General features: G+C 44.7%; 20 protein-coding genes. 7 read left to right on the forward strand and 13 right to left on the reverse strand.

Features of this window, described 5'->3' with window-relative positions; all coding sequences use genetic code 11:
• Positions 1-4 precede the first annotated feature (4 nt).
• From AC3CIA_RS12260 to xni, 4 genes are all read left to right on the forward strand, one after another.
• Positions 5-2,263: a tetratricopeptide repeat protein gene (locus tag AC3CIA_RS12260; RefSeq protein ID WP_017080074.1), complete on the forward strand. Its 2,259-nt coding sequence runs from the start codon at positions 5-7 to the stop codon at positions 2,261-2,263.
• A gap of 118 nt (positions 2,264-2,381) precedes the next feature.
• Complete coding sequence (locus tag AC3CIA_RS12265) at positions 2,382-3,947, forward strand: GGDEF domain-containing protein (RefSeq protein WP_171329155.1); 1,566 nt, start codon at positions 2,382-2,384, stop codon at positions 3,945-3,947.
• 376 nt (positions 3,948-4,323) lie between these two features.
• Positions 4,324-5,691, forward strand: coding sequence for a nucleotide 5'-monophosphate nucleosidase PpnN (gene ppnN / locus AC3CIA_RS12270; protein WP_004734386.1), 1,368 nt, complete (start codon positions 4,324-4,326; stop codon positions 5,689-5,691).
• A 141-nt stretch (positions 5,692-5,832) separates the two neighbouring features.
• Positions 5,833-6,606 (forward strand): flap endonuclease Xni, encoded by a 774-nt coding sequence (xni, locus tag AC3CIA_RS12275; protein WP_065205054.1) that lies wholly within the window; start codon positions 5,833-5,835, stop codon positions 6,604-6,606.
• A 94-nt stretch (positions 6,607-6,700) separates the two neighbouring features.
• Here xni and rlmM read toward each other — a convergent pair whose 3' ends face one another.
• The 7 genes from rlmM to pomA form a co-directional block, all read right to left on the reverse strand.
• On the reverse strand, positions 6,701-7,792 hold the full coding sequence (rlmM, locus tag AC3CIA_RS12280; RefSeq protein ID WP_029225208.1) for a 23S rRNA (cytidine(2498)-2'-O)-methyltransferase RlmM: 1,092 nt from the start codon (positions 7,790-7,792) through the stop codon (positions 6,701-6,703).
• A complete protein-coding gene (locus AC3CIA_RS12285; protein WP_004734382.1) occupies positions 7,789-8,187 on the reverse strand; it encodes a DUF423 domain-containing protein in 399 nt (132 codons plus the stop codon). The genes rlmM and AC3CIA_RS12285 overlap by 4 nt, the downstream gene beginning before the upstream one ends.
• Positions 8,177-8,800, reverse strand: a complete 624-nt coding sequence (locus AC3CIA_RS12290; RefSeq protein WP_146454821.1) for an alpha/beta fold hydrolase — start codon at positions 8,798-8,800, stop codon at positions 8,177-8,179. The genes AC3CIA_RS12285 and AC3CIA_RS12290 overlap by 11 nt, the downstream gene beginning before the upstream one ends.
• Positions 8,793-9,701 carry a transcriptional regulator GcvA gene (locus AC3CIA_RS12295; RefSeq protein ID WP_017080068.1) on the reverse strand — a complete coding sequence of 303 codons (909 nt, stop codon included), beginning with the start codon at positions 9,699-9,701 and terminating at the stop codon, positions 8,793-8,795. The genes AC3CIA_RS12290 and AC3CIA_RS12295 overlap by 8 nt, the downstream gene beginning before the upstream one ends.
• Positions 9,702-10,364: 663 nt before the next feature.
• The gene (gene thiI, locus AC3CIA_RS12300; protein WP_065205057.1) at positions 10,365-11,813 is read right to left on the reverse strand and encodes a tRNA uracil 4-sulfurtransferase ThiI; all 1,449 of its coding nucleotides are present in this window, start codon (positions 11,811-11,813) and stop codon (positions 10,365-10,367) included.
• A gap of 339 nt (positions 11,814-12,152) precedes the next feature.
• Entirely contained in the window at positions 12,153-13,100 is a 948-nt protein-coding gene (locus tag AC3CIA_RS12305) for a flagellar motor protein MotB (protein WP_004734407.1), read from the reverse strand.
• 12 nt (positions 13,101-13,112) lie between these two features.
• Positions 13,113-13,877, reverse strand: coding sequence for a flagellar motor protein PomA (pomA, locus tag AC3CIA_RS12310; RefSeq protein WP_004734406.1), 765 nt, complete (start codon positions 13,875-13,877; stop codon positions 13,113-13,115).
• 298 nt (positions 13,878-14,175) lie between these two features.
• Between pomA and xseB the strand changes: the two genes are divergently transcribed.
• The 3 genes from xseB to dxs are packed head-to-tail and all read left to right on the forward strand — an operon-like array spanning position 14,176 to position 17,228.
• Positions 14,176-14,418 carry an exodeoxyribonuclease VII small subunit gene (gene xseB / locus AC3CIA_RS12315; RefSeq protein ID WP_004734405.1) on the forward strand — a complete coding sequence of 81 codons (243 nt, stop codon included), beginning with the start codon at positions 14,176-14,178 and terminating at the stop codon, positions 14,416-14,418.
• A gap of 20 nt (positions 14,419-14,438) precedes the next feature.
• Complete coding sequence (ispA, locus tag AC3CIA_RS12320) at positions 14,439-15,323, forward strand: (2E,6E)-farnesyl diphosphate synthase (protein ID WP_004734404.1); 885 nt, start codon at positions 14,439-14,441, stop codon at positions 15,321-15,323.
• A 21-nt stretch (positions 15,324-15,344) separates the two neighbouring features.
• On the forward strand, positions 15,345-17,228 hold the full coding sequence (gene dxs, locus AC3CIA_RS12325; protein ID WP_171311722.1) for a 1-deoxy-D-xylulose-5-phosphate synthase: 1,884 nt from the start codon (positions 15,345-15,347) through the stop codon (positions 17,226-17,228).
• Between the two features lie 125 nt (positions 17,229-17,353).
• On the opposite strand, the gene AC3CIA_RS12330 is transcribed toward dxs, so the two are convergent.
• The 6 genes from AC3CIA_RS12330 to ribBA form a co-directional block, all read right to left on the reverse strand.
• Positions 17,354-17,713 carry a putative quinol monooxygenase gene (locus AC3CIA_RS12330; protein ID WP_065205060.1) on the reverse strand — a complete coding sequence of 120 codons (360 nt, stop codon included), beginning with the start codon at positions 17,711-17,713 and terminating at the stop codon, positions 17,354-17,356.
• Positions 17,714-17,763: 50 nt separating this feature from the next.
• The gene (pgpA, locus tag AC3CIA_RS12335; protein WP_029222303.1) at positions 17,764-18,270 is read right to left on the reverse strand and encodes a phosphatidylglycerophosphatase A; all 507 of its coding nucleotides are present in this window, start codon (positions 18,268-18,270) and stop codon (positions 17,764-17,766) included.
• Positions 18,270-19,244, reverse strand: a complete 975-nt coding sequence (gene thiL / locus AC3CIA_RS12340) for a thiamine-phosphate kinase (RefSeq protein ID WP_114633930.1) — start codon at positions 19,242-19,244, stop codon at positions 18,270-18,272. The genes pgpA and thiL overlap by 1 nt, the downstream gene beginning before the upstream one ends.
• Before the next feature lie 278 nt (positions 19,245-19,522).
• On the reverse strand, positions 19,523-19,990 hold the full coding sequence (nusB, locus tag AC3CIA_RS12345) for a transcription antitermination factor NusB (protein ID WP_004734399.1): 468 nt from the start codon (positions 19,988-19,990) through the stop codon (positions 19,523-19,525).
• A complete protein-coding gene (gene ribH, locus AC3CIA_RS12350; protein WP_004734398.1) occupies positions 19,990-20,460 on the reverse strand; it encodes a 6,7-dimethyl-8-ribityllumazine synthase in 471 nt (156 codons plus the stop codon). Before ribH ends, nusB begins: the two co-directional genes overlap by 1 nt.
• Positions 20,461-20,740: 280 nt before the next feature.
• Positions 20,741-21,850 (reverse strand): bifunctional 3,4-dihydroxy-2-butanone-4-phosphate synthase/GTP cyclohydrolase II, encoded by a 1,110-nt coding sequence (ribBA, locus tag AC3CIA_RS12355; RefSeq protein ID WP_004734397.1) that lies wholly within the window; start codon positions 21,848-21,850, stop codon positions 20,741-20,743.
• Between the last annotated feature and the right edge of the window lie 80 nt (positions 21,851-21,930).

The raw sequence follows: 21,930 nt of genomic DNA on the forward strand, positions 1-21,930 counted from the left end.
TGAAATGCGTTGGTTATACGTTGTTAGTCTATTTATTTTAAGCTTAAGCACATCGGTCAATGCGTCGGTTTATTCGTCGGCGCTACTCAATGAAGCCAATAACTTGGTTGAGATCGAGCCAAGCCAAGCAAAACAAATGGCCAACAGTTACCTAACGCTTCGTGTCCTTTCTGATCAACGCGAGAAAAGCCCATCGGCGATTTCTCGCGAAGAGACGGACTCTTCTATTCGAACGCCAAACAGCAGCATCGATGCCTACAAAATCTTAGCGAAGGCGGAATACAACCTAGGCAACATTCGTATTGCGATTAAAAACATCGACAAAGCCTCTGAACTCGCAAAAACCTATAAGCTTAATTACTTAAAACTGGACCTTCAGATCCTAAAAGTTCGCTTACTTTGGCTGAGTGACAGAAAGTCAGCCACAGCAACAGCAGAGCTGACAAGTATTGAAGCAAACCTAGAATCGGTGAATAAAACCTTACGTTTAACAGAAGGTATTACCTATCGTTTGATCATGCTGAAAGCTGATATCGCCTCTTATGACAATAAGGTCGACGAAGCCGAGAAGTTCTACCAAGAAGCGAAAACCTACCTCGATCAGCGTTACTCAGAAAAAGTTACCATCGACTACCACATCACGGTCGGTGAATTTTATCTGACTCACAAAGAGTACAATCACGCGTTATCTGAGTTGCTGTATGGCTATTGGAAATCAGTAGAAGGCAATCTGAGTTCACGCTTGGCTAAGGTTAACCGCCTACTTGCGCAACTTTTCTTTGAGCGCCAGGTGTTAGATAAAGCATTAGAGCACCTCTCTCAAGCTGCTGATTTTTATGATAATTTTGAAAACTCCCCCATATTAGCTCAAGTACTTAAAAAGATGGGTGATGTGTACTTCTATCAAGGAAAATATAACCTTGCCCTAGTGCACTTTTTCAACGTTCTTGATCACGAAAGTACCGACAGGGATATACACCAAGTCATCGATATTCGTCTAAGTCTATCGGCAACTTACTTACGCCTCTATAATTACCCTCTAGCTGAGCAGTACTTAACCCGGGCCCTTGAACTACTAGAGTACACCGACATTCCAAAACTGGAAGGTCGTGCCGCGCTATTATCAGCAGGATTAGCTTACCACCTGCAAGAAAGCGAAGATGTAATCAAGCATGCGACTCGTGCACTTGAGATCTCGCGACAGGTAGAAAATATGCGCCTGTCGCAACGCTCATACTATTTACTCTCTTTGGGTTATGAACAGGCAGGTCGTCCACAGCAAGCGTTGGCAAACCTCAAGCAATACAACAGCCTTGTCTCTTTAGAGCAGCAAAAACTCAACCGTGTTGGGGAAGACGCATTCCGCCAACAAAAAGAGTTTGCCGAACAAACCCTGCACTATGCAGGCCAAGAGCAAGAGCTAGAGAAATACAAACTAGAACATCGTAAGTTCCAAAAAATTTCGTTTGCCCTATTCTTGTTCAGCATTGTCTTATTCTTCTTTGTGCTGCGCCGAGGCTACCTCATTCAAACCTTAGCCAAAGAGGTCGATTCACTGCGTACCGACCTCTTTACGCATTCGCGTTCTAAGCTTCCTAATCTAAGAATGCTGAATGCGAAACTCTCAAATTCCTTGGAACAAACCAGCCAAACCTTTGAGCAATGGCAGCTTGGTGAACTGATTCATGAACCGCTCAACGACCGTTTACGCTTCGTGATGATTGACTTACCTTTCCTACGTAATATGTACACGCAGAACGGTTACAAAGCAGGTCTCGAACTCGAAGATGCTTTTGGCGAATTCCTCAAATCTAAGCTTGAAGGCCCAGCTCGTGTCTACCATTTCTCGGATGCGAACCTGCTTTATATCGAGCCCAACGCTGACCGTGATTTATCACCTGAAGCCCTGTTCAGAAAGATTCAATCTTGGGTTAATGACTTCGAACCCGAGCGAAACATCAACCGAACAGTCCGTATGGGCATCGCTGACTACCCGTTCCTGCCACGTGCTTACACTGCAATTAACGACCAAGAACTGCTCGATGTGTTATTGATGTCGACCAATCTAGCGCGTGAGATCAGTCTCAAAGAGCGCAGCAGTCAATGGGTATACTTAAAGGCTATCGATAATGCGCCCGCAGCGAGCCTTGCAACGGGTAACATAAGAGAAGCGTGTAAACATGCGATTAATCAAGGGTTAATAAAGATACAATCGTCATACCAGAATGAGGACAACATCAAAAAAATGCTAAAAGATGACTGATTTGCGAGCGGTTAAGAGCGGCAAGCCGTGACCTTATTTTTAGTTTTGTTATTATCGATGCAACGGAATTTCATCAAAATGATCGAGCTCGGTCTACGCGGCGCTAATTAATACATCTATGGGCATTCTTGAAAAAGACATTCAGGCGCAACTCCACCAGCTGAAACTTCAGTTGGAGCAGGTCCGTTTGACGCAAAGAGACACCTCGTTCAAATTTATTAGAGAACAAAAAGTTCTAAAGCGTATCGTCACATCTTTAAGTGACGCATGTGTTGGCAGTAACAGCCATTTAGATGAAAACCTCATTGCCCTTCGGGAAGAGCTAGAAAAGCAAAAAGACATTAGCTCGATGATCCCAAAGCTGGCAGTATTAGAAAGGATGCTTAAGCAGAAAACGTTGGCTATGGATAAACAGAACGGATATCTGGACGATAGCATTAAGCACAGTGGGGAAACGCTGCAACGCATAACAGGCCTTCCAGCGCAGCTTAAACGCGACCTACGAAACTTACTTAGCTTCTCCGAATGCAATGGCAGTCAGAAAGTCGACCATGCCATGAAACTTCTCGGTATTTATGAGCGTGCCATTAAGATTATGGCGAATAACTCACGCACTCATTTTGCCGACGTTACGCATTCTCCGGAACAAGAACTCCTTTCCGACCTATCAAACGAATTACAACATCTGATCACTGAACTCGATTTCGAGGGTGAATCGGGTGATTTGCTTACCGATATTCGAGCGAAACTGCTACTGGGTGTTTCCACACAAAATCTGCTTGAGCTGACACTTCAGATCCTCAAACTGGTAATTGAAGGCACCAACCTAGAGCGTAAGAAGTCTGAACAATTTATCGATCAGCTAAACTCCTCGCTGGCCTCCAGTATCAAAACGGCAGACCAAAATGCCGATCAGAGCCAAAGTTACTTTGAGCACCGCCAAGGCCTTAACTCTGAGTTAAGTGAACTTGTCACTAAGAGCCAGAGCTCTGTAGAGAAAGCGAAGGAAATTGATAGTTTAAAGCGAACGATTAATCCGCTACTCACTGAAATCGCCTCTCTTTCAGAAAGACTGAATCACGCAGAACAGAAAGAACAAGCTCTAATAGAGAGAATGAGTTATGGAAAGACTCAGTTAGATTCACTCTATGAAGTCACCCAAGATTACCGCAAGCGCTTAGAAGATCAGGCTCAGCGTATGCTACTTGACCCGCTCACTAAAGTTTACAATCGCACCGCCTTTACTGATCGCTTAGAGCTTGAGTATCGCCGTTGGATTCGTGCACAACACTCACTACGTGTAGTGCTGCTCGACATCGACAACTTCAAAGCCATCAACGACAGCTTTGGTTATACCGCGGGTGATAAGGCACTTAAAATCATCGCGAGAACTATTACTAAAGAAGCAGGCACAACCGATACCGTGGCTCGCTTTTCTGGTGAAGAGTTTGTCTTGCTGTTGCCAGAACAAACCGATGAATATTGCCACCAGGTGATTCAAAACATCCAAGCTCAAGTAAGCCGCCTACCCTTTAAGTTCCGTGACCAACAAATCACGATTACCTTGTGTGCGGCAAGTACTCAGTTTAAAGAGTCTGATACGCCTGAAGAAGTATTAGAGAGACTTAATAAGACGCTAAACAAAGCAAAGCAACGCGGTACCAACCAACTTGTTTGGAACTAAGTCAGCCTTAGATTTAATTTATTTCATTTTTTCAAATACTTATCACATACCATTTCCCTCAATGTTTGCTAAGCTAATGATTAACATTCGCTTAACAAGCATTCTTGGCAAGCAATGCTGTATATACGCTCTTAATTTATTTTATATTAGCTCTTAAGCATCTATACATCTGCTATTAAGCACCCATGTATATACTGTTAAGCACCTGCATATAGACTGTTAAGCAAGATTATATAATCCATTAAGCAACGCTGTCGTAACCGTTTCGTCTGGTTAACTCTCTCCCCTTTAACCAAACACTTTCAACGTTTGCTTCTCACTCTCGAGCCAGAGGGTCACTTCAACGTCCCCCTGCTCTTTTCAACAAGGAGGCACTATGATCACTCATATCAGCCCTGCCGGTAGCATGGATTTACTCTCTCAACTTGAAGTTGAGCGTCTTAAGAAAACCGCATCTAGTGATCTGTACCAACTGTATCGTAACTGTACGTTAGCGGTACTTAACTCGGGAAGCCACACCGACAACTCCAAAGAGTTGCTCGACAAGTATCAATCGTTTGATGTTGAAGTCGTGCGACGTGAGCGTGGTATCAAGCTCGAACTGAGCAACCCACCAGAGCATGCCTTTGTCGATGGAGAAATCATCAAGGGTATCCAAGAGCACCTATTCTCAGTGCTGCGTGACATTGTCTACGTCAACATGCATCTTGCAGACAACCAAAGGCTCAACCTGACTAATGCCACTCATATTACCAACCTCGTATTTGGTATTTTGAGAAATGCAGGCGCACTTACGCCGGGCATCGAACCTAACCTGATCGTGTGTTGGGGTGGCCACTCAATTAACGCCACTGAATACCAATATACTCGTGAAGTAGGTAATGAACTTGGCCTACGTGAACTCAACATCTGTACGGGTTGTGGACCAGGTGCAATGGAAGGACCAATGAAAGGCGCGGCTATTGGTCACGCTAAGCAGCGCTATACTGATCATCGTTACTTAGGGTTGACTGAACCATCAATCATTGCAGCTGAGCCACCAAACCCGATAGTGAACGAACTGGTGATCATGCCAGATATCGAGAAGCGTCTTGAGGCATTCGTTCGTATGGCGCATGGCATCATTATTTTCCCTGGTGGTCCCGGTACGGCTGAAGAGTTGCTGTATATCTTAGGGATCATGATGCACCCAAATAACGTCGACCAACCCATGCCGATTGTATTAACGGGTTCAAAAGAGAGTGAAGCTTACTTCCGCTCTATCGATAAGTTCATCGGTGAAACCCTCGGGGAAGAGGCTCAGAAACACTACGAAATCGTGATTGATGATCCAGCACGCGCAGCGAAAATCATGAAACAAGCGATGCCAGATGTACGTTCTCACCGTAAAGAGACCGGCGATGCTTATAGCTATAACTGGTCACTGCATATTGAGCCTGAGTTCCAACTGCCCTTCGATCCGACACATGAATCTATGGCGGCACTTGATCTTCATATGGACCAGAAAACAGAAAGCCTTGCGGCTAATCTACGTAAAGCGTTTTCTGGCATTGTGGCCGGTAACGTCAAAGCCGAAGGTATTCTAGAGATAGAGAAACACGGCCCATTCCTGATTGATGGCGACAAAGAGCTGATGACCAAAATGGATCAACTGCTGAATGACTTTGTTGAACAACATCGCATGAAACTGCCGGGTGGCACTGACTATGTTCCTTGCTATAAAATTATGCCTAGCAGCGAATAACGACAAGTGACTGATAACAGGCCACAAGCATAAAGCTAAACAAGTCATGACGTTTACGTCGCCAACGTTTCAACTCACCAAGTGATACGTTACTATAAGGGGCTAGCAGCCCCTTATTTATTGCCTATTTAGTGGAAACTTATGTCTATCCATCTTGTTATTATCGATGCTTTGAATCTCATCCGACGCGTTCACTCTGTTCAGCCGGACCCAACCGATATTGCAAGAACCATCACCACTACTGCTCGTACTCTTAATCGCATCCTAAAAGAATCAAAGCCAACCCATATCATTGCGGTATTTGATCATCATTTACAAGATCGAGGCTGGCGCGCTGAAGTCCTTCCTGCCTACAAGCAAAACCGCAAGCCGATGCCTGAACCATTAATGAAAGGCCTTGATGCTATCCAACAAGCTTGGTGGGAATTAGGGATTGATTCACTGCTATCTGATGGTGATGAAGCGGATGACTTAGTAGCAACACTCGCTAAGAAAGTGGCAGACCACGGCGAAAAGGTCACAATAATCTCTACCGATAAGGGCTATTGCCAACTGTTATCACCAACGCTACAGATCCGTGATTACTTCCAACACCGCTGGTTAGACAAGCCCTTTATTGAAGCTGAGTTCGGTGTAAAGCCGGAACAACTCGCTGACTACTGGGGATTAACTGGCGTTAGCTCAAGCCAAGTACCGGGGATTCCTGGAGTTGGACCAAAAGCGGCCAAAGAGATATTAACAACGTATCCAGATATAGAAACGGCATTCCTAGCTGAAGATTTACCGAAAAAGTATCGTAAGAAATTCGATGAGCATATTGAATCGGCTCGCGTATGTAAGCTCGTTTCAGCACTCAAAACCGACATCGATTTGGGCTTCAATCTTCAAGACATTCGCTACGAAGCTCATTCTTAACTCCCGATAATGCGATGAGCAGATACAAAAAATGCCCCTTAAAGGAGCATTTTATTGGTCACTGACAGTACTAAATTTTCACTTAAGTGAATAATTAGTACGGCGAGATATTCGAAAGCGACTGAATATGAACCGTGATCTCTTCGCGATCGTGGTATAGGTGCTTCGCCTGCATCTTGAATTTAACTTTGTTATCAATCAGAAACTGTTTAAGGTTCTCGATATCCTGCAGTACTTCATCGTAACGGCCTTTCATTGGCAGTTTAAGGTTGAACAGTGCTTCTTTCGCCCAGCCTTTGATGATCCACTCACCCATTAAGTGAGCAACACGAGCTGGCTTCTCAACCATGTCACAGATAATCCAAGTCACGTTCTTACGGTCAGGTTCAAATTTAAAGCCATCTACCATATGGTGCTTGATTTGACCCGTTTCCATTAGGCTGTCCGCCATCATGCCGTTGTCAACACAGTGAACGAACATAGAACGCTTAACCAGTTGGTAAGTCCAACCACCTGGACACGCGCCTAAATCTACGCCCCACATACCTGGAGCAAGACGCTCATCCCACTCATCACGAGGGATGAATACGTGGAACGCTTCTTCTAGCTTCAATGTAGAACGGCTTGGCGCATCTGATGGGAACTTCAAACGAGGAATGCCCATAAAGAACTGTGAGTTATTGGTTGGGTAAGAGTAACCGACCAAGCAATGACCCGGAGCGATAAAACATAAGTGAAGCACAGGCTTCTTAACATTGTCTTTCGCTGTCATCAGACCTTTACCACGCATAGCTTGACGCATTGGCACGGTAAACTTACGGCAGAACTTCAAAAGCTCTTTCGCTTCATTGGTGTCTGGCGTTTCAATACGGATATCGCCACAACGTGGGAAACCTTCTTTCTCAGAAAGCGCCTCAAGAATTGGAGAGATACGATCATCAGTCGGCAGATCTTTGATTTCAACCGCTACCGCGATCATTTGACGAGCAAAGATCAGCGATTGGAAGTCGATCTCTTTAACCAATTTATCGGCTTCGCCTGCTTGATAACATTCAAACAATACAAAGCCTGTATTGTTCTTTAAGCGAGGAAAACCAAACACTTCCAGTTGTGTTGCCTTGTCTTGAATTTCGCCAGCACATTCTTTTTCAAAACCAGAGCGACAATAAAGTAGTACGTGTTTCACTGAGTTACCTCTTTTATATTCAAAGCAGCGAAGGAGAAGACTCCCCAACCAATGATAAATAGTAGACCACCAAACGGAGTGATAGGGCCAAACCATTTTATTCCTGTCAGTGCCAAGCCATAAAGGCTGCCACTAAAACAAAGGATGCCGATGATAAAGCAAATTGCCGCAATGAAAAAATATTTTTGTGATTTAGCGCCAAGTTTCATCTGCAGCAGAGCGCCACACGCCAATATCGCCAAAGTATGGATAAACTGATACTGAACACCCGTCTCAAACACGCCTAGCAGATATTCAGGTAAAATAGCTTTCAACCCATGAGCCGCGAAGGCACCAAGCATCACAGCAATCGCGCCAGAGATACCCGCAAACGTGAGTAAATACTTACTTCTCATTGAGTACCTCTTTGATAAACACTGACAGAGTCTCAACGGTCAAGGCAATATTCTGCAGCTCTGTGTAACCAGAGCTCTTACGAGGCTTAAAGCTGTGGTCACCGTCTGGGATAAATTCAACACGAATAGAATCCGACAGGTCGAAATCAGCAAACTCTTCACGCTTACCAAAGGTATCGCGCTCACCCTGCAAAATAAGACATGGCTTTTGTAACTCAGCTAAGTGCTCACCTTTGTACTTCTCTGGTTTACCTGGAGGGTGGAAAGGAAAGCCTAAACAGGCCATCGCTGCCACCTTATCAACTTCAGACAAATGGCTCGCCATACGCCCTCCCATCGATTTACCGCCAATCACAAGCTTATCGACATCGCACTGCTTAATGATGTCTTGGTAAGCATCAAGCAGCTTAGGGGCTCTGTCAGGTGGACGACGCTTGCCATCTTCAGCACGTTTAATCATATAAGGGAAATTAAAACGAATCACTCGTATCCCTTTAAAGGCTAACCCTTTTGCCACCGACTGCATGAATTCATGATCCATACCTGCGCCAGCGCCATGTGCAAAGATAAAGGTGATTGGATTGTCTTCACCGTCAATGATGACGTTATTCATCGAGTAAATCCTCTTGTTCACTTTGCGCTTTCGCCAGCATCCAATCGCGGAAGGTGGCGATACGGCCCATATCGGCTTGTTTCTCATGACAAACCACATAGAAGGCATTCTTGCTCACCAACACTTCGTCAAAAGGCGCAATCAAACGACCCGCTTCGATTTCAGGTTGCGCCAACACGTTGTTACCCAGTGCAATACCTTGGCCGTGAGCTGCTGCCTGCAACACCATGGTTGAGTGACTAAAGATAGGACCGTGATTGACGTTTACCCCATCGATGCCATTTTGCTTAGCGAACTGCTTCCAATCCTTTCGAGAAGTATCATGTAATAGCGTATGACATGCCAAATCGCTTAGAGATTCTAATGGTTTGGTACCAAGCAACACTGAAGGTGAGCAAAGAGGGATCAAGTATTCTTGATAAAGCTTATCGGCTCTAAGCCCCGACCAATTGCCTCGACCATAATAAATAGCTACGTCTACGTCATCGGTCAGCGAGCCTTCATCCATATCAACGGCTTTAATTCGTACGTCGATATCAGGTTCTTGCTGATTAAAGTCTGCAAGCCTTGGCACTAACCATTGAATGGCAAAGCTTGGCGGTAAGCTGATGGTCAATGCGCCCTTCTCACTTCGCTCAAGCACTTTATCCGTCGCTTCTGCCAGTGAGGTAAAAATATCTTTGATGTCTAAGAAGTAGCTCTGACCTTCTTCAGTCAGCAGCAAAGAGCGATTTCTTCGACGAAATAACTTCAAAGACAAGAATTCTTCAAGCGCTTTAATCTGATGACTGACTGCAGCTTGAGTAACAAACAACTCTTCTGCAGCGCGCGTAAAACTCAAGTGTCGAGCAGCGGCTTCAAACACTCTTAGCGAGTTTAATGGGGGTAATCGACGAGACATAGGTACTCTCTAAATAAGCATTAGTTTTTTTTATCTGAAACATTATAATTTGTCCATTGCCTAGCGGCCAGAGAAATTCTATATTTCATCCCGCAGCAGCTAGCCTGAACGGCTTGATTCTCTCTAGAATCAATTGGTTTAGCTCCTGCGATGTTGTGTTTGCAAACTCGTTCTTTTCGAGTTGGGTAGAGTTCTACCAAATGTTTTGTTGCAGTTCTATACTGAAACGAGACATGTACTTCCTGTATTTATTTTGACCTGTCTGTCAAATTTGTTTACACCGCCTTATGGGCGGTGTTTTTTTATGTGCAAAGAAAAATAACAATAAGTTTATCAATAGCTGTACTAATTAATCTTTGTTATTTTTCATCGTTAATCACAGAATCAGACACCCACTCAAATAATCAACTGAACACATACAAATACAACCATTGAATAGCACTAAAAAGTAACAGAGTTCCTCAGGTACTCACACTTCTTCGGTCACCTACAAGCCAACTCAAACCCCATCATTTCAATCTCAGAATCTCAAGACAGAGCATGATGATAACTCGACAAACTCGCGCCTCTTACTGCCTACTGTAAAACAATCACAATAGAAAATAAAAAAGCCGCTTACTTTTCAGTAAACGGCTTTGCAAAATATTCGGCTACTCTATACCACTATGGGCGGTAAACCTTCACGTTATGGAAGCCTTGCTCTTTTAGATAAAGAGCCTGTAGACGGCTCATTACACCACGATCACAGTACAGCAAGTACTCTTTTGCTTGGTCCAAGTCGCCAAACTGAGTCGAAAGCTTGAAGAACGGGATATGTTTAATTTCAACACCATCGATCTCTAGTGGGCTTTCGTCTTCTTCGTCTGGGCTACGGATATCAAGAACGATCGAGTGCTCAGCAACAGCTTGAACTTGTTCAACTTCAGGCGCTTGCTCTTGGCTCTCTTTCTCGATGTCACGGATATCCATAACTCGAGCGTTCTCGATCACTTGCTCCAGCACTTCAAAGTTAAACTTAGCTTCTTCTGCTTCTAATTTGCCTTTCTTCGCTTTCACTGTTGGCTTCTTAGAAATAACACCACAGTACTCAGGCATTACTTTCGCAAAGTCTTCAGTGCCAATCTTACGAGACAGGTCGATGATGTCTTCTTTGTCCCAGTTAATAAGCGGACGAAGGATCAAAGTATCGGTCACGTTGTCAATGTGGCGAAGGTTAGTTAGCGTTTGGCTAGAAACCTGACCTAATGCTTCACCGGTTACTAGGGCTTCGATACCGAAACGCTCTGCAACCATACCACCAGCACGCATGAACATACGCTTAAGAACAACGCCCATTTGGCCGTCTTCAACGTTCTCAAGGATCTCTGCAACTACAGGTTCAAAATCGATAGAGATAAACTTCACCTTTGCAGATGAACCGTATTTATCCCATAGATAGTGAGAAACTTGCTTAACACCAATCTCGTGAGCAGGGCCACCAAGATTGAAGAAGCAGTAATGCACTTTAGAACCACGTTTGATGTGTAAGTAGCTTGAAACACCAGAATCAAAGCCACCAGAGATCAAGCTAAGCAGATCTTCTTGAGTACCAAGAGGGAAACCACCTAGGCCTTTATGACGTTCAATAACTTGGTTTAGCTTCTCGTTCTCGACTTCAACTTTAACGGTAATATCTGGATTTTTCAGTTTTACTTTTGCTGATTCAACCGCTTGGTTTAAACCACCACCTACGTAGCGTTCTAGCTCAATAGAGGTAAAGTCATGTTTACCACGACGCTTAGCACGTACAGAGAAAGTCTTACCTTCAATAAGAGCACCGCTTCGCTCAAGAACTTGCTCGTAAATATGATGCAGGTCTTTAAACTCTGATTGCTGAACTTCAAGGGAGTGATGAATACCCGGAGTTTGCGTCAATACTTCGAGTGTTTCTTTAAAGTATTTGTCGCTCTCAGACGTCACTTCGATGTAGTCACGACGGTTGAAGACAGCCACAGACTCAGTACGACGCTGAAGAATAGTACGAATATTACGTTCTAGAATCTTTGTGAAGCGCTTACGCACCGATTCACTTTTAATAAAAATTTCCGGATGAGGCTTAACAATAAATTTCATAGTACTTTCACGCCAATAAGGTTCACAAATTTTAGTAGGTTCATCACCACGTAAAAGGTCATTTCACATAGTTATTGAAGCAATAATAGATCAATATTAAATCTAAGGGCGCGAATTATACATGAGAAAGTGAAGCAAGGAAAAGAGTGCTTGCTTGAACCCGATAATTAAACTGCCTGTTATTAAAAGTAGCAGATTTCAAAACGACATAAATACAACTGAGAGCATCATTGAAGACCACAAAACAAAAAGCCCAACCTCATCATAAGGTTGGGCTTTCGATGCTATCTGCTGACTAACGTATGTGTACCTGAAGACTAATCGCTGTCTCTCTGCCTACTACTGACCAATAACAGGCACTTCATCACTATAAAGCGGCTCACCCTGCATTATGCTGATTTCAACACGGCGGTTGAGGCTACGCTGCCATTCAGTATCATTGGGTTCAACAGGCTCTGTATCGGCCATACCGCGCACTCTCAAGCGTTGATGAGAGAAGCCACGTACCTTTTCCATCTCTTGAGCCACAGACACCGCACGCTGCGATGATAAGTCCCAATTAGAACGATAAAGCTCTGAATCCAGTCGCTGGTTATCCGTGTGCCCAGAGATACGGACAATGCCCGGTACATCTTTTACCAGTTCAGCGACCTGTCTAACCAATGGTCGAAACTTAGGTTGTAGGAAAGCAGACCCCGATGGGAACGCACCTTTCTCACGAATTCGAATAACAATCTGCTGGCCAAGGTTTTCAACCTCAATCGCGCCTTGGTCGATCTCTCGCTCCAACGCCTTCTTGATGCTTTCCATCAAGGTTTCCATCTCTTGCGATTGAGCTTCGGCTTGCTGTTGCTGTTGGTCTGACTCAGAGTTTTGATTGTCATGAGTAGAGACCTCTGGCGACTTGCCTCCCGTCATCTTGCCTTGGTCACGCATTGTTCCGCCAGCACGCTCAGATTCACCTTCATGAAACTCAAGCGTTTGCTGCGTAATATCAATAGTCTGCTGCATGATCACATCGATAGGAGTCGGCTCTGGGCGACCAGGGCGAAACTCTTGCGCAATGATGCTAGTCCCTTTAGGAATATCTTTCACTTCCAAGCGGTTTTGTACACCAAACGCAAATTTCATCGATCCAGCGATCTGTTTGAACTTCAGTACGTCCATCTCAGAGAATGAGAGCAGCAGTACGAAGAAACACATCAGCAGTGACATCAAGTCAGCAAATGTCCCCATCCATTGAGGTAACCCCGGAGGAGGACATTTACATGGATTTTCTTCATCCATCTTCAACTCCTCTTACGCGGGTTCACCATCAATCGTGCGCTTACCTTCATTGAGGTAGCTCTTGAGGTAACCATCGATAACTCGTGGGTTCTGACCATCTTGAATCGCTAATACACCATCCATCACCAGACGACGGTTTAGTGTCTCTTGGTCACGACGCAGCGCAAGCTTGTCCGCAATTGGGAAGAACACCATGTTCGAAAGGATTGCACCGTAAAGCGTAGTCAAGAGTGCAACCGCCATCGCAGGGCCGATCGCTTTTGGGTCATCCATGTTAGAAAGCATGGCAACCAAGCCAACCAAGGTACCAATCATACCCATCGCAGGTGCAACATCACCAAATGCAGAGAACACTTTCGCGCCCTGCTCATGACGCTCTGTGGTTAATGCGATGTCTTTTTGCAGTGCAGCACGCACCACATCACCATCATGGCCATCTACCAATAGGTCGATGCCCTTTTGCATGAAACTGTTGCTGATTTCCATTTCTTCAAGTGCCAAGAAGCCACCTTTACGTGCTGCATCCGCCATCTCTACCACTTTAGCGATAAGATCTTCAGGCTCATCGGCCTTAAACATAAATGCTTTGCCAGCGATTTTGGTTGCTCCAAAGAATTGTCCCATGGTGAACTTCATTAGAACAACAAACGTTGAACCACCCACCACGATCAAAATGGATGTCGTGTCATAGAACATCCCGAGGCTTCCACCTAGGATCATTGCCATGATTACAAAGGCAAATCCACCAATCAAACCTATTAGGGTTGCTAAATCCACTGAGCACTCCTCATGCTTTTTTGTAGCTCTACGTCGACGATAATCTTTTTATCGGCCAGACTGTAAGATCTTTTAGTAAATTCTTGGCCTAAATATCACACTTTTCGTTTTTGAATCACAATTATTGGCTTACTTTGCTCTTATCCTTAGCGCATAAACTCGATAAAGCTAAGGTTATTCAACCAAAGTGAGTTCAAGCCCCTTAAAAACGAACTTTCTAGCAAAATTTCTTGGTTACATTTGACCATCTCAGCGGCCTAGGGTAACGTTCGTTCATATTTCCAAACGCAGATTTATTATGGCTACTAAGAAACCTGAAAATATGAGCTTTGAAGCGGCTATCGAAGAGCTTGATGGCTTGGTTGATCAACTAGAAAATGGTGATCTAGCTTTAGATGATGCGCTGAAAAAGTTCGAACGAGGCATCTCCCTCGCTCGTGCTGGTCAAAGTAAACTAAACGATGCTGAACAGCGTGTTAGCATCTTACTGCAAAATGATGAAAATGCAGAACTTAGTGACTTTAACCCACAACCAGAATAACGAATTGTATGAGATCCCCTATGATCGAGACTTTATTGTCTTATCAAGCACGTAATAACGAGCAGCTGAACCTTTGGCTTGATCGCCTGCCACACCAAAATCAGAACCTTATCAACGCGATGCGTTATGGGTTACTTTTAGGCGGCAAACGCGCACGTCCATTTCTTGTCTACATTACAGGGGAAATGCTCGGCTGTACCGCTGAAGAACTCGACACTCCAGCTTCTGCAATCGAATGTATTCATGCCTATTCTCTGATTCACGACGACCTTCCAGCAATGGACGACGATGAACTTCGTCGTGGCCATCAGACTTGTCACATCAAATACGATGAAGCAACGGCAATTTTAACTGGCGATGCCCTACAAACTCTCGCGTTTACTATACTTGCGGAAGGCACATTAAGTGCTGACGGGGAAAGCAATCGCGTTCGAATGATTCAACGCCTAGCTGAAGCGTCTGGTGCACAAGGTATGTGCATTGGACAAGCGCTTGATATTGAAGCTGAAAACCGCTCTGTCACGCTAGAAGAGTTAGAAGAAGTTCACCGTAACAAGACTGGCGCTCTAATGAAGAGTGCGATTCGTTTAGGTGCTCTGGCTGCTGGCGAAAAAGCGTTTGAAGTGATGCCTCAATTAGATAAATACGCCGATGCAATCGGGTTAGCCTTCCAAGTTCAGGATGATATTTTAGATATCATTAGCGATACCGAAACTTTGGGTAAACCACAGGGCTCTGACCAAGATTTGAACAAAAGCACCTACCCTTCTTTGTTAGGTTTAGAGGGCGCTCAAGAAAAAGCGCAAACTCTGCTACAGGAAGCGCTTCAAGCTTTGGCTGCAATCCCATACAATACCCAGTCACTCGAAGAGTTCGCCCGATACGTCATCGAGCGCAAGAACTAAGACAATAAGCGCGCATTACCTATGACTCTTGATATATCAAAGTACCCAACTCTTGCTTTGGCTGATAAGCCAGAGGATTTGCGTCTACTTCCAAAAGAGACGCTTACACAGCTTTGTGATGAATTACGTACCTATCTTCTTAACTCGGTGAGCCAGTCAAGTGGTCACTTAGCGTCAGGCTTAGGTACAGTAGAGCTAACCGTTGCTCTGCACTATGTGTACAACACGCCTTTTGACCAATTGGTTTGGGATGTTGGCCACCAAGCCTATCCACACAAGATTCTTACGGGTCGTCGCGACCGCTTGTCGACTATCCGTCAAAAAGATGGACTGCACCCATTCCCATGGCGTCAAGAGAGCGAATACGACACCCTATCTGTTGGTCACTCTTCAACATCGATCAGCGCCGGACTCGGTATGGCGATCAGTGCGAAGAAAGAAGGTAAGAACCGTAAAGTCGTGAGTGTGATTGGTGATGGCGCAATTACCGCAGGTATGGCCTTCGAAGCCATGAACCACGCGGGCGATATTCACAATGACATGCTGGTTATCCTTAACGATAACGAAATGTCGATCTCTGAAAACGTCGGTGCTCTAAACAACCACCTCGCTCAAGTTCTTTCTGGCAGTCTTTACACGTCAATTCGTGAGGGTGGCAAGAAAGTGCTATCAGGTGTTCCGCCGATTAAAGAGCTCGTTCGTCGTACAGAAGAACATTTAAAAGGCATGGTTGTCCCCGGCACCATGTTTGAAGAGTTAGGCTTTAACTACATTGGTCCAATTGATGGTCACGATGTCAATGAGCTGATTAAAACGCTGAAGAACATGAGAGATCTTAAAGGCCCTCAGTTCCTGCATATCATGACGAAGAAAGGCAAAGGCTACGAGCCAGCTGAGAAAGATCCAATTGGCTACCATGGCGTACCTAAGTTCGATCCTGCACATTCAAGTCTGCCTAAGAGCACCAGCTCTAAACCAACTTTCTCTAAGATTTTTGGCGACTTCCTGTGTGATATGGCCGCTCAAGATCCTAAGCTAATGGCGATAACGCCAGCAATGCGTGAAGGTTCTGGTATGGTGCGCTTCTCGAAAGAGTATCCAGATCAATACTTCGACGTAGCGATTGCTGAGCAGCATGCTGTGACTCTAGCAACCGGTATGGCGATTGCCGGTGATAAGCCAATTGTGGCTATCTACTCGACTTTCCTACAACGTGGCTATGATCAACTGATCCACGATGTGGCAATCATGGATCTACCGGTTATGTTCGCTATTGACCGTGCAGGTCTTGTCGGTGCCGATGGTCAAACACACCAAGGTGCGTTCGACTTAAGCTTTATGCGTTGCATTCCAAATATGGTGATCATGGCACCAAGCGACGAAAACGAATGTCGCCAAATGCTTTACACCGGTCACCAGCACACGGGGCCAAGTGCCGTTCGTTACCCTCGCGGTAATGGCATGGGTACTGAGATTCAAAGTGAGTTTACCGCTCTTGAGATTGGTAAAGGTCGTATCGTTCGCGAAAGTGCAAAAGCAAAAGATGGCTCGAAGGTCGCTATCCTGAGCTTTGGCACTTTCCTTGAAAGTGCACTTCAAACCGCAGACGCTATCAATGCGACAGTTGCAGACATGCGTTTTGTGAAACCGCTAGATGAAGCTCTGATCAAACAACTTGCTGCTGACCACGATGTCCTCGTGACTATCGAAGAGAACGCGATTGCAGGTGGTGCGGGCGCGGGTGTGATTGAGTTCTTGATGCAAGAAAAACTACTGATGCCTGTTTTAAACCTTGGCCTACCTGACAAATTTATTGCTCAAGGTACTCAAGGTGAGCTGCATGAAGAGCTTGGCTTAGATGCGAAAGGTATTGAGAAGTCTATCTCCGACTACCTTGCCAAATAGCTTTCACAAGCAAACAGCATAAGCTGCAAAACAAAAAAGGTTGGCCCTAGGGTCAACCTTTTTAGTATCTGCTAACTGATAAACTATTCGTTGTTTAGCTGTTAGTTATTAGCAATTAAGCCTGCTTAGCAACAAGGCTTAAGTACTGGTGCGTCATAGTTCTCTGGTTCGTCAGAGTAGATAGCAACGTTGAAGTTCTCAACCAAGCCTGTCTCTTCAACGCACTGCTCTTGGAAGAATTGCTGAATCTCACGACGTTGGCAATGCGCTTCAAACGCTTCGTTGTCTGCCCAGATTTCATTGAATGCGATAGGGAAACTCTCACCTTCAGCAAATGGGCTCTTGATGTGACGAGTCACTGTATATTGGATACAACCGTCTTCACGCATTGTGTTTGGCTCTAGTGACTTTAACACTTCAAACAACTCGTTCAATTTGCCTTCTTTAGGCTGAAATTGAGCAACGCAGTAAACCTTCTTAGACATTGTAATTCCTTGTTTTGATCTATTATCGTCAGTGCTTTGGATATTGATTCTTAAACGAGCCAACCTGAAAAATGAGCCACTGCATACAGCGAAATCGCCGCCATAATACCCGCCACGATATCATCAATCATGATACCTAAGCCGCCGTGAACTCGCTTGTCTAACCAACCAATTGGCCAAGGCTTTACCATATCGAAAAAACGAAACAGAACAAAGCCAGCAAATAGCCATTTCCAATCATTAACAGGAATACCCAACAACGGCACTAGGCCCATGGTGATCCAAAAGCCCGCAAACTCATCCCATACAATAGAGCCGTGATCGTGCACGCCCATGTCATCAGACGTCACTTGGCATATTTTGATACCAATAATGCAGCTCACAACCACAAGAATGACATAAATAGGGAAAGGTAACTGAACCAGCAATAGATAAAATGGGATCGACGCAAGCGTGCCCATGGTGCCGGGAATAATCGGCGATAAGCCACTACCAAAACCCGTTGCCAATAAGTGCCAAGGATTTTTAAGAGAGATTGCAGAAAGTGGGTTTGTCATCAATTAACCTTAAAGTGATCGTAACCAGTTAAGTTCCAACTCAGTGGTTCACCATTATTGTGTAATTCAAAATATTCTACAGGTCTTATCTGGCCAATGCAGGTGACTTTTGTTCCAGTGTGTGACAAAGCACTTTCCAATGAGCCTTTATTCTCTTCCGGCACAGTAAAGCACAGTTCGTACTCTTCACCACTGGTCAACGCATACTGTTGAGCCGAAGCAATATCAGATGCGAACTGGCGTAGTTCTGGAGAAATTGGCAGCGTACTCACATCAATGCTCGCACCAACCTGAGAACGCTTAAGGATATGTTTTAAATCAGCAATAACACCGTCAGAGATATCAATAGCAGACGAAGCAAGGTTCACTAGCGCTTGACCAGCCAATACTCGAGGAACGCTCATATAGTGTCTTTCTTCAAGCTCGAGAGCATAAGATTTGACTTTGTTCTGTTCAGGATCAAGCAATACTTCTAAGCCGGCTTTGCTATCACCTAGGTTACCCGTTACGTAAATCCAGTCGCCCACTTTAGCGCCATCTCTACGCAGTGCTCGACCTTCTGGCACAAAACCTTGTACAGTCAATGTCAGACTTAGGGGCCCTTTGGTTGTATCACCGCCAATTAACTGAATACCAAAGTAGTCAGCGAGCTTGAAGAAGGAGTCACAGAAGGGAGCAAGCCATTCTTCATCAACTTCTGGCATAGTTAACGCAAATGAAACCCAAGCAGGTGTCGCACCCATCGCAGCAAGGTCGCTAATATTCGAAGCCAAAGCCTTGTGTGCCACCCAAGCAGGGTTAGCCTCTGCTAAGAAATGTGTGCCTGCAACTAAGGTGTCGGTGCTGATCGCTATCTCAACATTACTTGGTGCTTTGACTAAAGCGCAGTCATCGCCCGCAGCCAGATGTACGTCTTTACGTTGTGGTTGTCGATTTACAAAATATTTTTCAATCAGGTTAAATTCGCCAGACATCACATGCCCTATCTTTAGTCTTCATACAAATCACCGTAATTATACCAATCACAGTAAGTAAATGATCAAAATTAGCGTAGGGAAAAGGCTTGAGAACAAGGCAGAATTTTTCGATAAGTAGTTATTCTACAATCAAAAATTCTAACGCAGTTATCGAGCGTTTTAGCAAGCTAGGGTGACCAGTTATTTACTACGATTGGTATTATTAATATTACAGAAATTTAGTTACAAAAAAGGCCAGCATAAAAGCTGACCTTTAGATTCAATATACGAACGTCTTATTTCTTACGAACGTGTGGTGCAGCTTTATCAAGCACACCGTTAACAAACTTATGGCTGTCTTCTGCTGCAAATACTTTTGCAAGCTCGATAGCTTCGTTGATAACCACTTTGTATGGTACATCTTCGCGACGAGTCATCTCGTACATAGCTAAACGTAGAAGCGCTAGTTCCATCAAATCCAGATCTTGCATAGGGCGAGATACGAATGGACGAAGCTTGCTATCAAGTTCCATGTGGCTAAGAGCAACACCAGTTAGTAAGTCGCGGAAGTATGCAACGTCTGTTTCTGGCATAGCGAGAGCAGGTTCTGCGGCATGATGCTCTTCTTCATCATACTTACCACCAGATAAGAACTGTTCTTCAACGGTAGCAATATTTTCTTTAGTAATTTGCCAAGAATAAATTGCTTGTAGAGCAAATTGACGTGCGTTACGACGTGCGGCTGGTTTCACACTGGCCCCCATTAGGAATCGATTTCAGAAAGAACGTTGATCATCTCAAGTGCGCTAAGTGCGGCTTCTGCACCCTTATTACCAGCCTTGGTTCCTGCGCGTTCAATAGCTTGATCGATCGTATCAACAGTAAGAACACCAAACGCTACTGGAAGAGAAAATTCCAGAGACACTTGTGCCAAACCTTTATTACATTCACTACAAACATAGTCAAAGTGAGGTGTACCGCCACGGATTACTGTACCAAGAGATACAATCGCATCGAACTTACCTGTTTTTGCAACGCGTTGCGCTACAAGTGGAAGTTCTACTGCACCAGGGCAACGAACAACAGTGATGTTGTCTTCGCTTACTTGTCCATGACGCTTTAAAGTATCGATTGCACCAGAAAGTAAACTTTCGTTAATAAAACTGTTGAAACGAGCAATAACGATAGCAATTTTTGCATTTGGCGCTGGGAAGCCACCCTCGATCACTTTCATAAGCCTTCCTTTAACTATTTTCATCAAGTGAGAATCGCCGGATTCTAGCACAAAACTGTGAGCAATATCTAATGCTAATTTAGAAGAACAGACACCGGAGATGTAAAGATGATAACGCAGCACGGCTCTCAACCATATAGGAGCAACCAGTAGTCAAGCTCGTGTATTTAACACGTTTTGAATCGGGCTTAACTACTTTGCTCTTTTGGCAAAACTAATCACCAAAAGAGCTACTGGAATCATCGGTAAATTATGTTGCTATAAACAGAGATATATCGACTTACTCGCAAACATACTCAACAACGTTAAGACCAAAGCCACCCAATGCGTGGTAACGCTTGGTGCTTGAAGAAAGCAGACGCATATCGTGCACGCCTAGGTCTTGTAGAATCTGAGAACCCACACCAACACGACGCGAGGTACCTTGCTTCTTCGCCATGGTTGGCTGCTCGTTCTTGTCTTGCGCTTCGAATGTCTTCACTTTGTGAATCAAAGAATCAGACGACTCTTCGTTGCCAAGAATAACCAACACACCGCCTTCATCGCCAATGCGCTTCATCGCTTTATCTAGTGACCAGCTACGCTCTGTACCACGGTCTGAGTGAAGTAAATCGGTAAACGTGTCATGCAGGTGAACACGTACTAGAGGAGCGCCTACAGACAGGTCGCCTTTTTGCATCGCGTAGTGGATCTGGTTATCAATCGTGTCACGGTAAGTCACAAGCTCAAAGTCACCAAACTCTGTTGGCAAATGACATTGTGCTACGCGTTCAATCGTCGTTTCTGTGTTGTTGCGGTATTCAATCAAGTCAGCAATGGTGCCTAATTTGATATCGTGTTTTTCAGCGAAGACTTCAAGATCAGGGCGACGTGCCATGGTGCCGTCGTCATTTAGGATCTCAACGATAACAGATGCTGGCTCACAACCTGCTAGACGAGCTAAATCACAACCTGCTTCTGTGTGGCCTGCGCGTGTTAGAACACCACCTTCTTGAGCTGTCAGTGGGAAGATATGACCAGGTTGAACTAAGTCAGCCGCTTTCGCATCTTTTGCCACAGCCGCTTGAACGGTAACAGCGCGGTCTGACGCAGAAATACCCGTTGTTACGCCCTCAGCAGCTTCAATTGAAACCGTAAAGTTTGTCGTGTATTGAGCATTGTTGTCTTGAACCATAGGCGCTAGACCCATGCGATTTGAACGCTCTTTGGTCAACGTTAGGCAGATTAAGCCACGGCCATACATCGCCATGAAGTTAATCGCTTCTGGCGTCACATGTTCTGCTGCCATGATCAGATCGCCTTCATTCTCGCGATCTTCATCATCCATCAGGATAACCATTTTTCCTAGGCGAATGTCTTCAATAATTTCTTGAGGAGTACTAATTGGCATTGTTCTATATCCTTTGAAATGGTTCTGCTTCCTAGAACCGACACTATTTAAACCTGATGATATTGCTTCGCTTTACAAAG

Source organism: Vibrio sp. QJM3NY_27 (assembly GCF_057785955.1).

What these genes read in the sequence shown, in the direction of transcription:
- AC3CIA_RS12260 (WP_017080074.1), top strand. Translation starts at nt 5, where the DNA reads ATGCGTTGGTTATACGTTGTTAGTCTATTTATTTTAAGCTTAAGCACA.
- AC3CIA_RS12265 (WP_171329155.1), top strand. Translation starts at nt 2,382, where the DNA reads ATGGGCATTCTTGAAAAAGACATTCAGGCGCAACTCCACCAGCTGAAA.
- ppnN (WP_004734386.1), top strand. Translation starts at nt 4,324, where the DNA reads ATGATCACTCATATCAGCCCTGCCGGTAGCATGGATTTACTCTCTCAA.
- xni (WP_065205054.1), top strand. Translation starts at nt 5,833, where the DNA reads ATGTCTATCCATCTTGTTATTATCGATGCTTTGAATCTCATCCGACGC.
- AC3CIA_RS12285 (WP_004734382.1), bottom strand. Translation starts at nt 8,187, where the DNA reads ATGAGAAGTAAGTATTTACTCACGTTTGCGGGTATCTCTGGCGCGATT.
- AC3CIA_RS12290 (WP_146454821.1), bottom strand. Translation starts at nt 8,800, where the DNA reads ATGAATAACGTCATCATTGACGGTGAAGACAATCCAATCACCTTTATC.
- AC3CIA_RS12295 (WP_017080068.1), bottom strand. Translation starts at nt 9,701, where the DNA reads ATGTCTCGTCGATTACCCCCATTAAACTCGCTAAGAGTGTTTGAAGCC.
- thiI (WP_065205057.1), bottom strand. Translation starts at nt 11,813, where the DNA reads ATGAAATTTATTGTTAAGCCTCATCCGGAAATTTTTATTAAAAGTGAA.
- AC3CIA_RS12305 (WP_004734407.1), bottom strand. Translation starts at nt 13,100, where the DNA reads ATGGATGAAGAAAATCCATGTAAATGTCCTCCTCCGGGGTTACCTCAA.
- xseB (WP_004734405.1), top strand. Translation starts at nt 14,176, where the DNA reads ATGGCTACTAAGAAACCTGAAAATATGAGCTTTGAAGCGGCTATCGAA.
- ispA (WP_004734404.1), top strand. Translation starts at nt 14,439, where the DNA reads ATGATCGAGACTTTATTGTCTTATCAAGCACGTAATAACGAGCAGCTG.
- dxs (WP_171311722.1), top strand. Translation starts at nt 15,345, where the DNA reads ATGACTCTTGATATATCAAAGTACCCAACTCTTGCTTTGGCTGATAAG.
- AC3CIA_RS12330 (WP_065205060.1), bottom strand. Translation starts at nt 17,713, where the DNA reads ATGTCTAAGAAGGTTTACTGCGTTGCTCAATTTCAGCCTAAAGAAGGC.
- pgpA (WP_029222303.1), bottom strand. Translation starts at nt 18,270, where the DNA reads ATGACAAACCCACTTTCTGCAATCTCTCTTAAAAATCCTTGGCACTTA.
- thiL (WP_114633930.1), bottom strand. Translation starts at nt 19,244, where the DNA reads ATGTCTGGCGAATTTAACCTGATTGAAAAATATTTTGTAAATCGACAA.
- nusB (WP_004734399.1), bottom strand. Translation starts at nt 19,990, where the DNA reads ATGGGGGCCAGTGTGAAACCAGCCGCACGTCGTAACGCACGTCAATTT.
- ribH (WP_004734398.1), bottom strand. Translation starts at nt 20,460, where the DNA reads ATGAAAGTGATCGAGGGTGGCTTCCCAGCGCCAAATGCAAAAATTGCT.
- ribBA (WP_004734397.1), bottom strand. Translation starts at nt 21,850, where the DNA reads ATGCCAATTAGTACTCCTCAAGAAATTATTGAAGACATTCGCCTAGGA.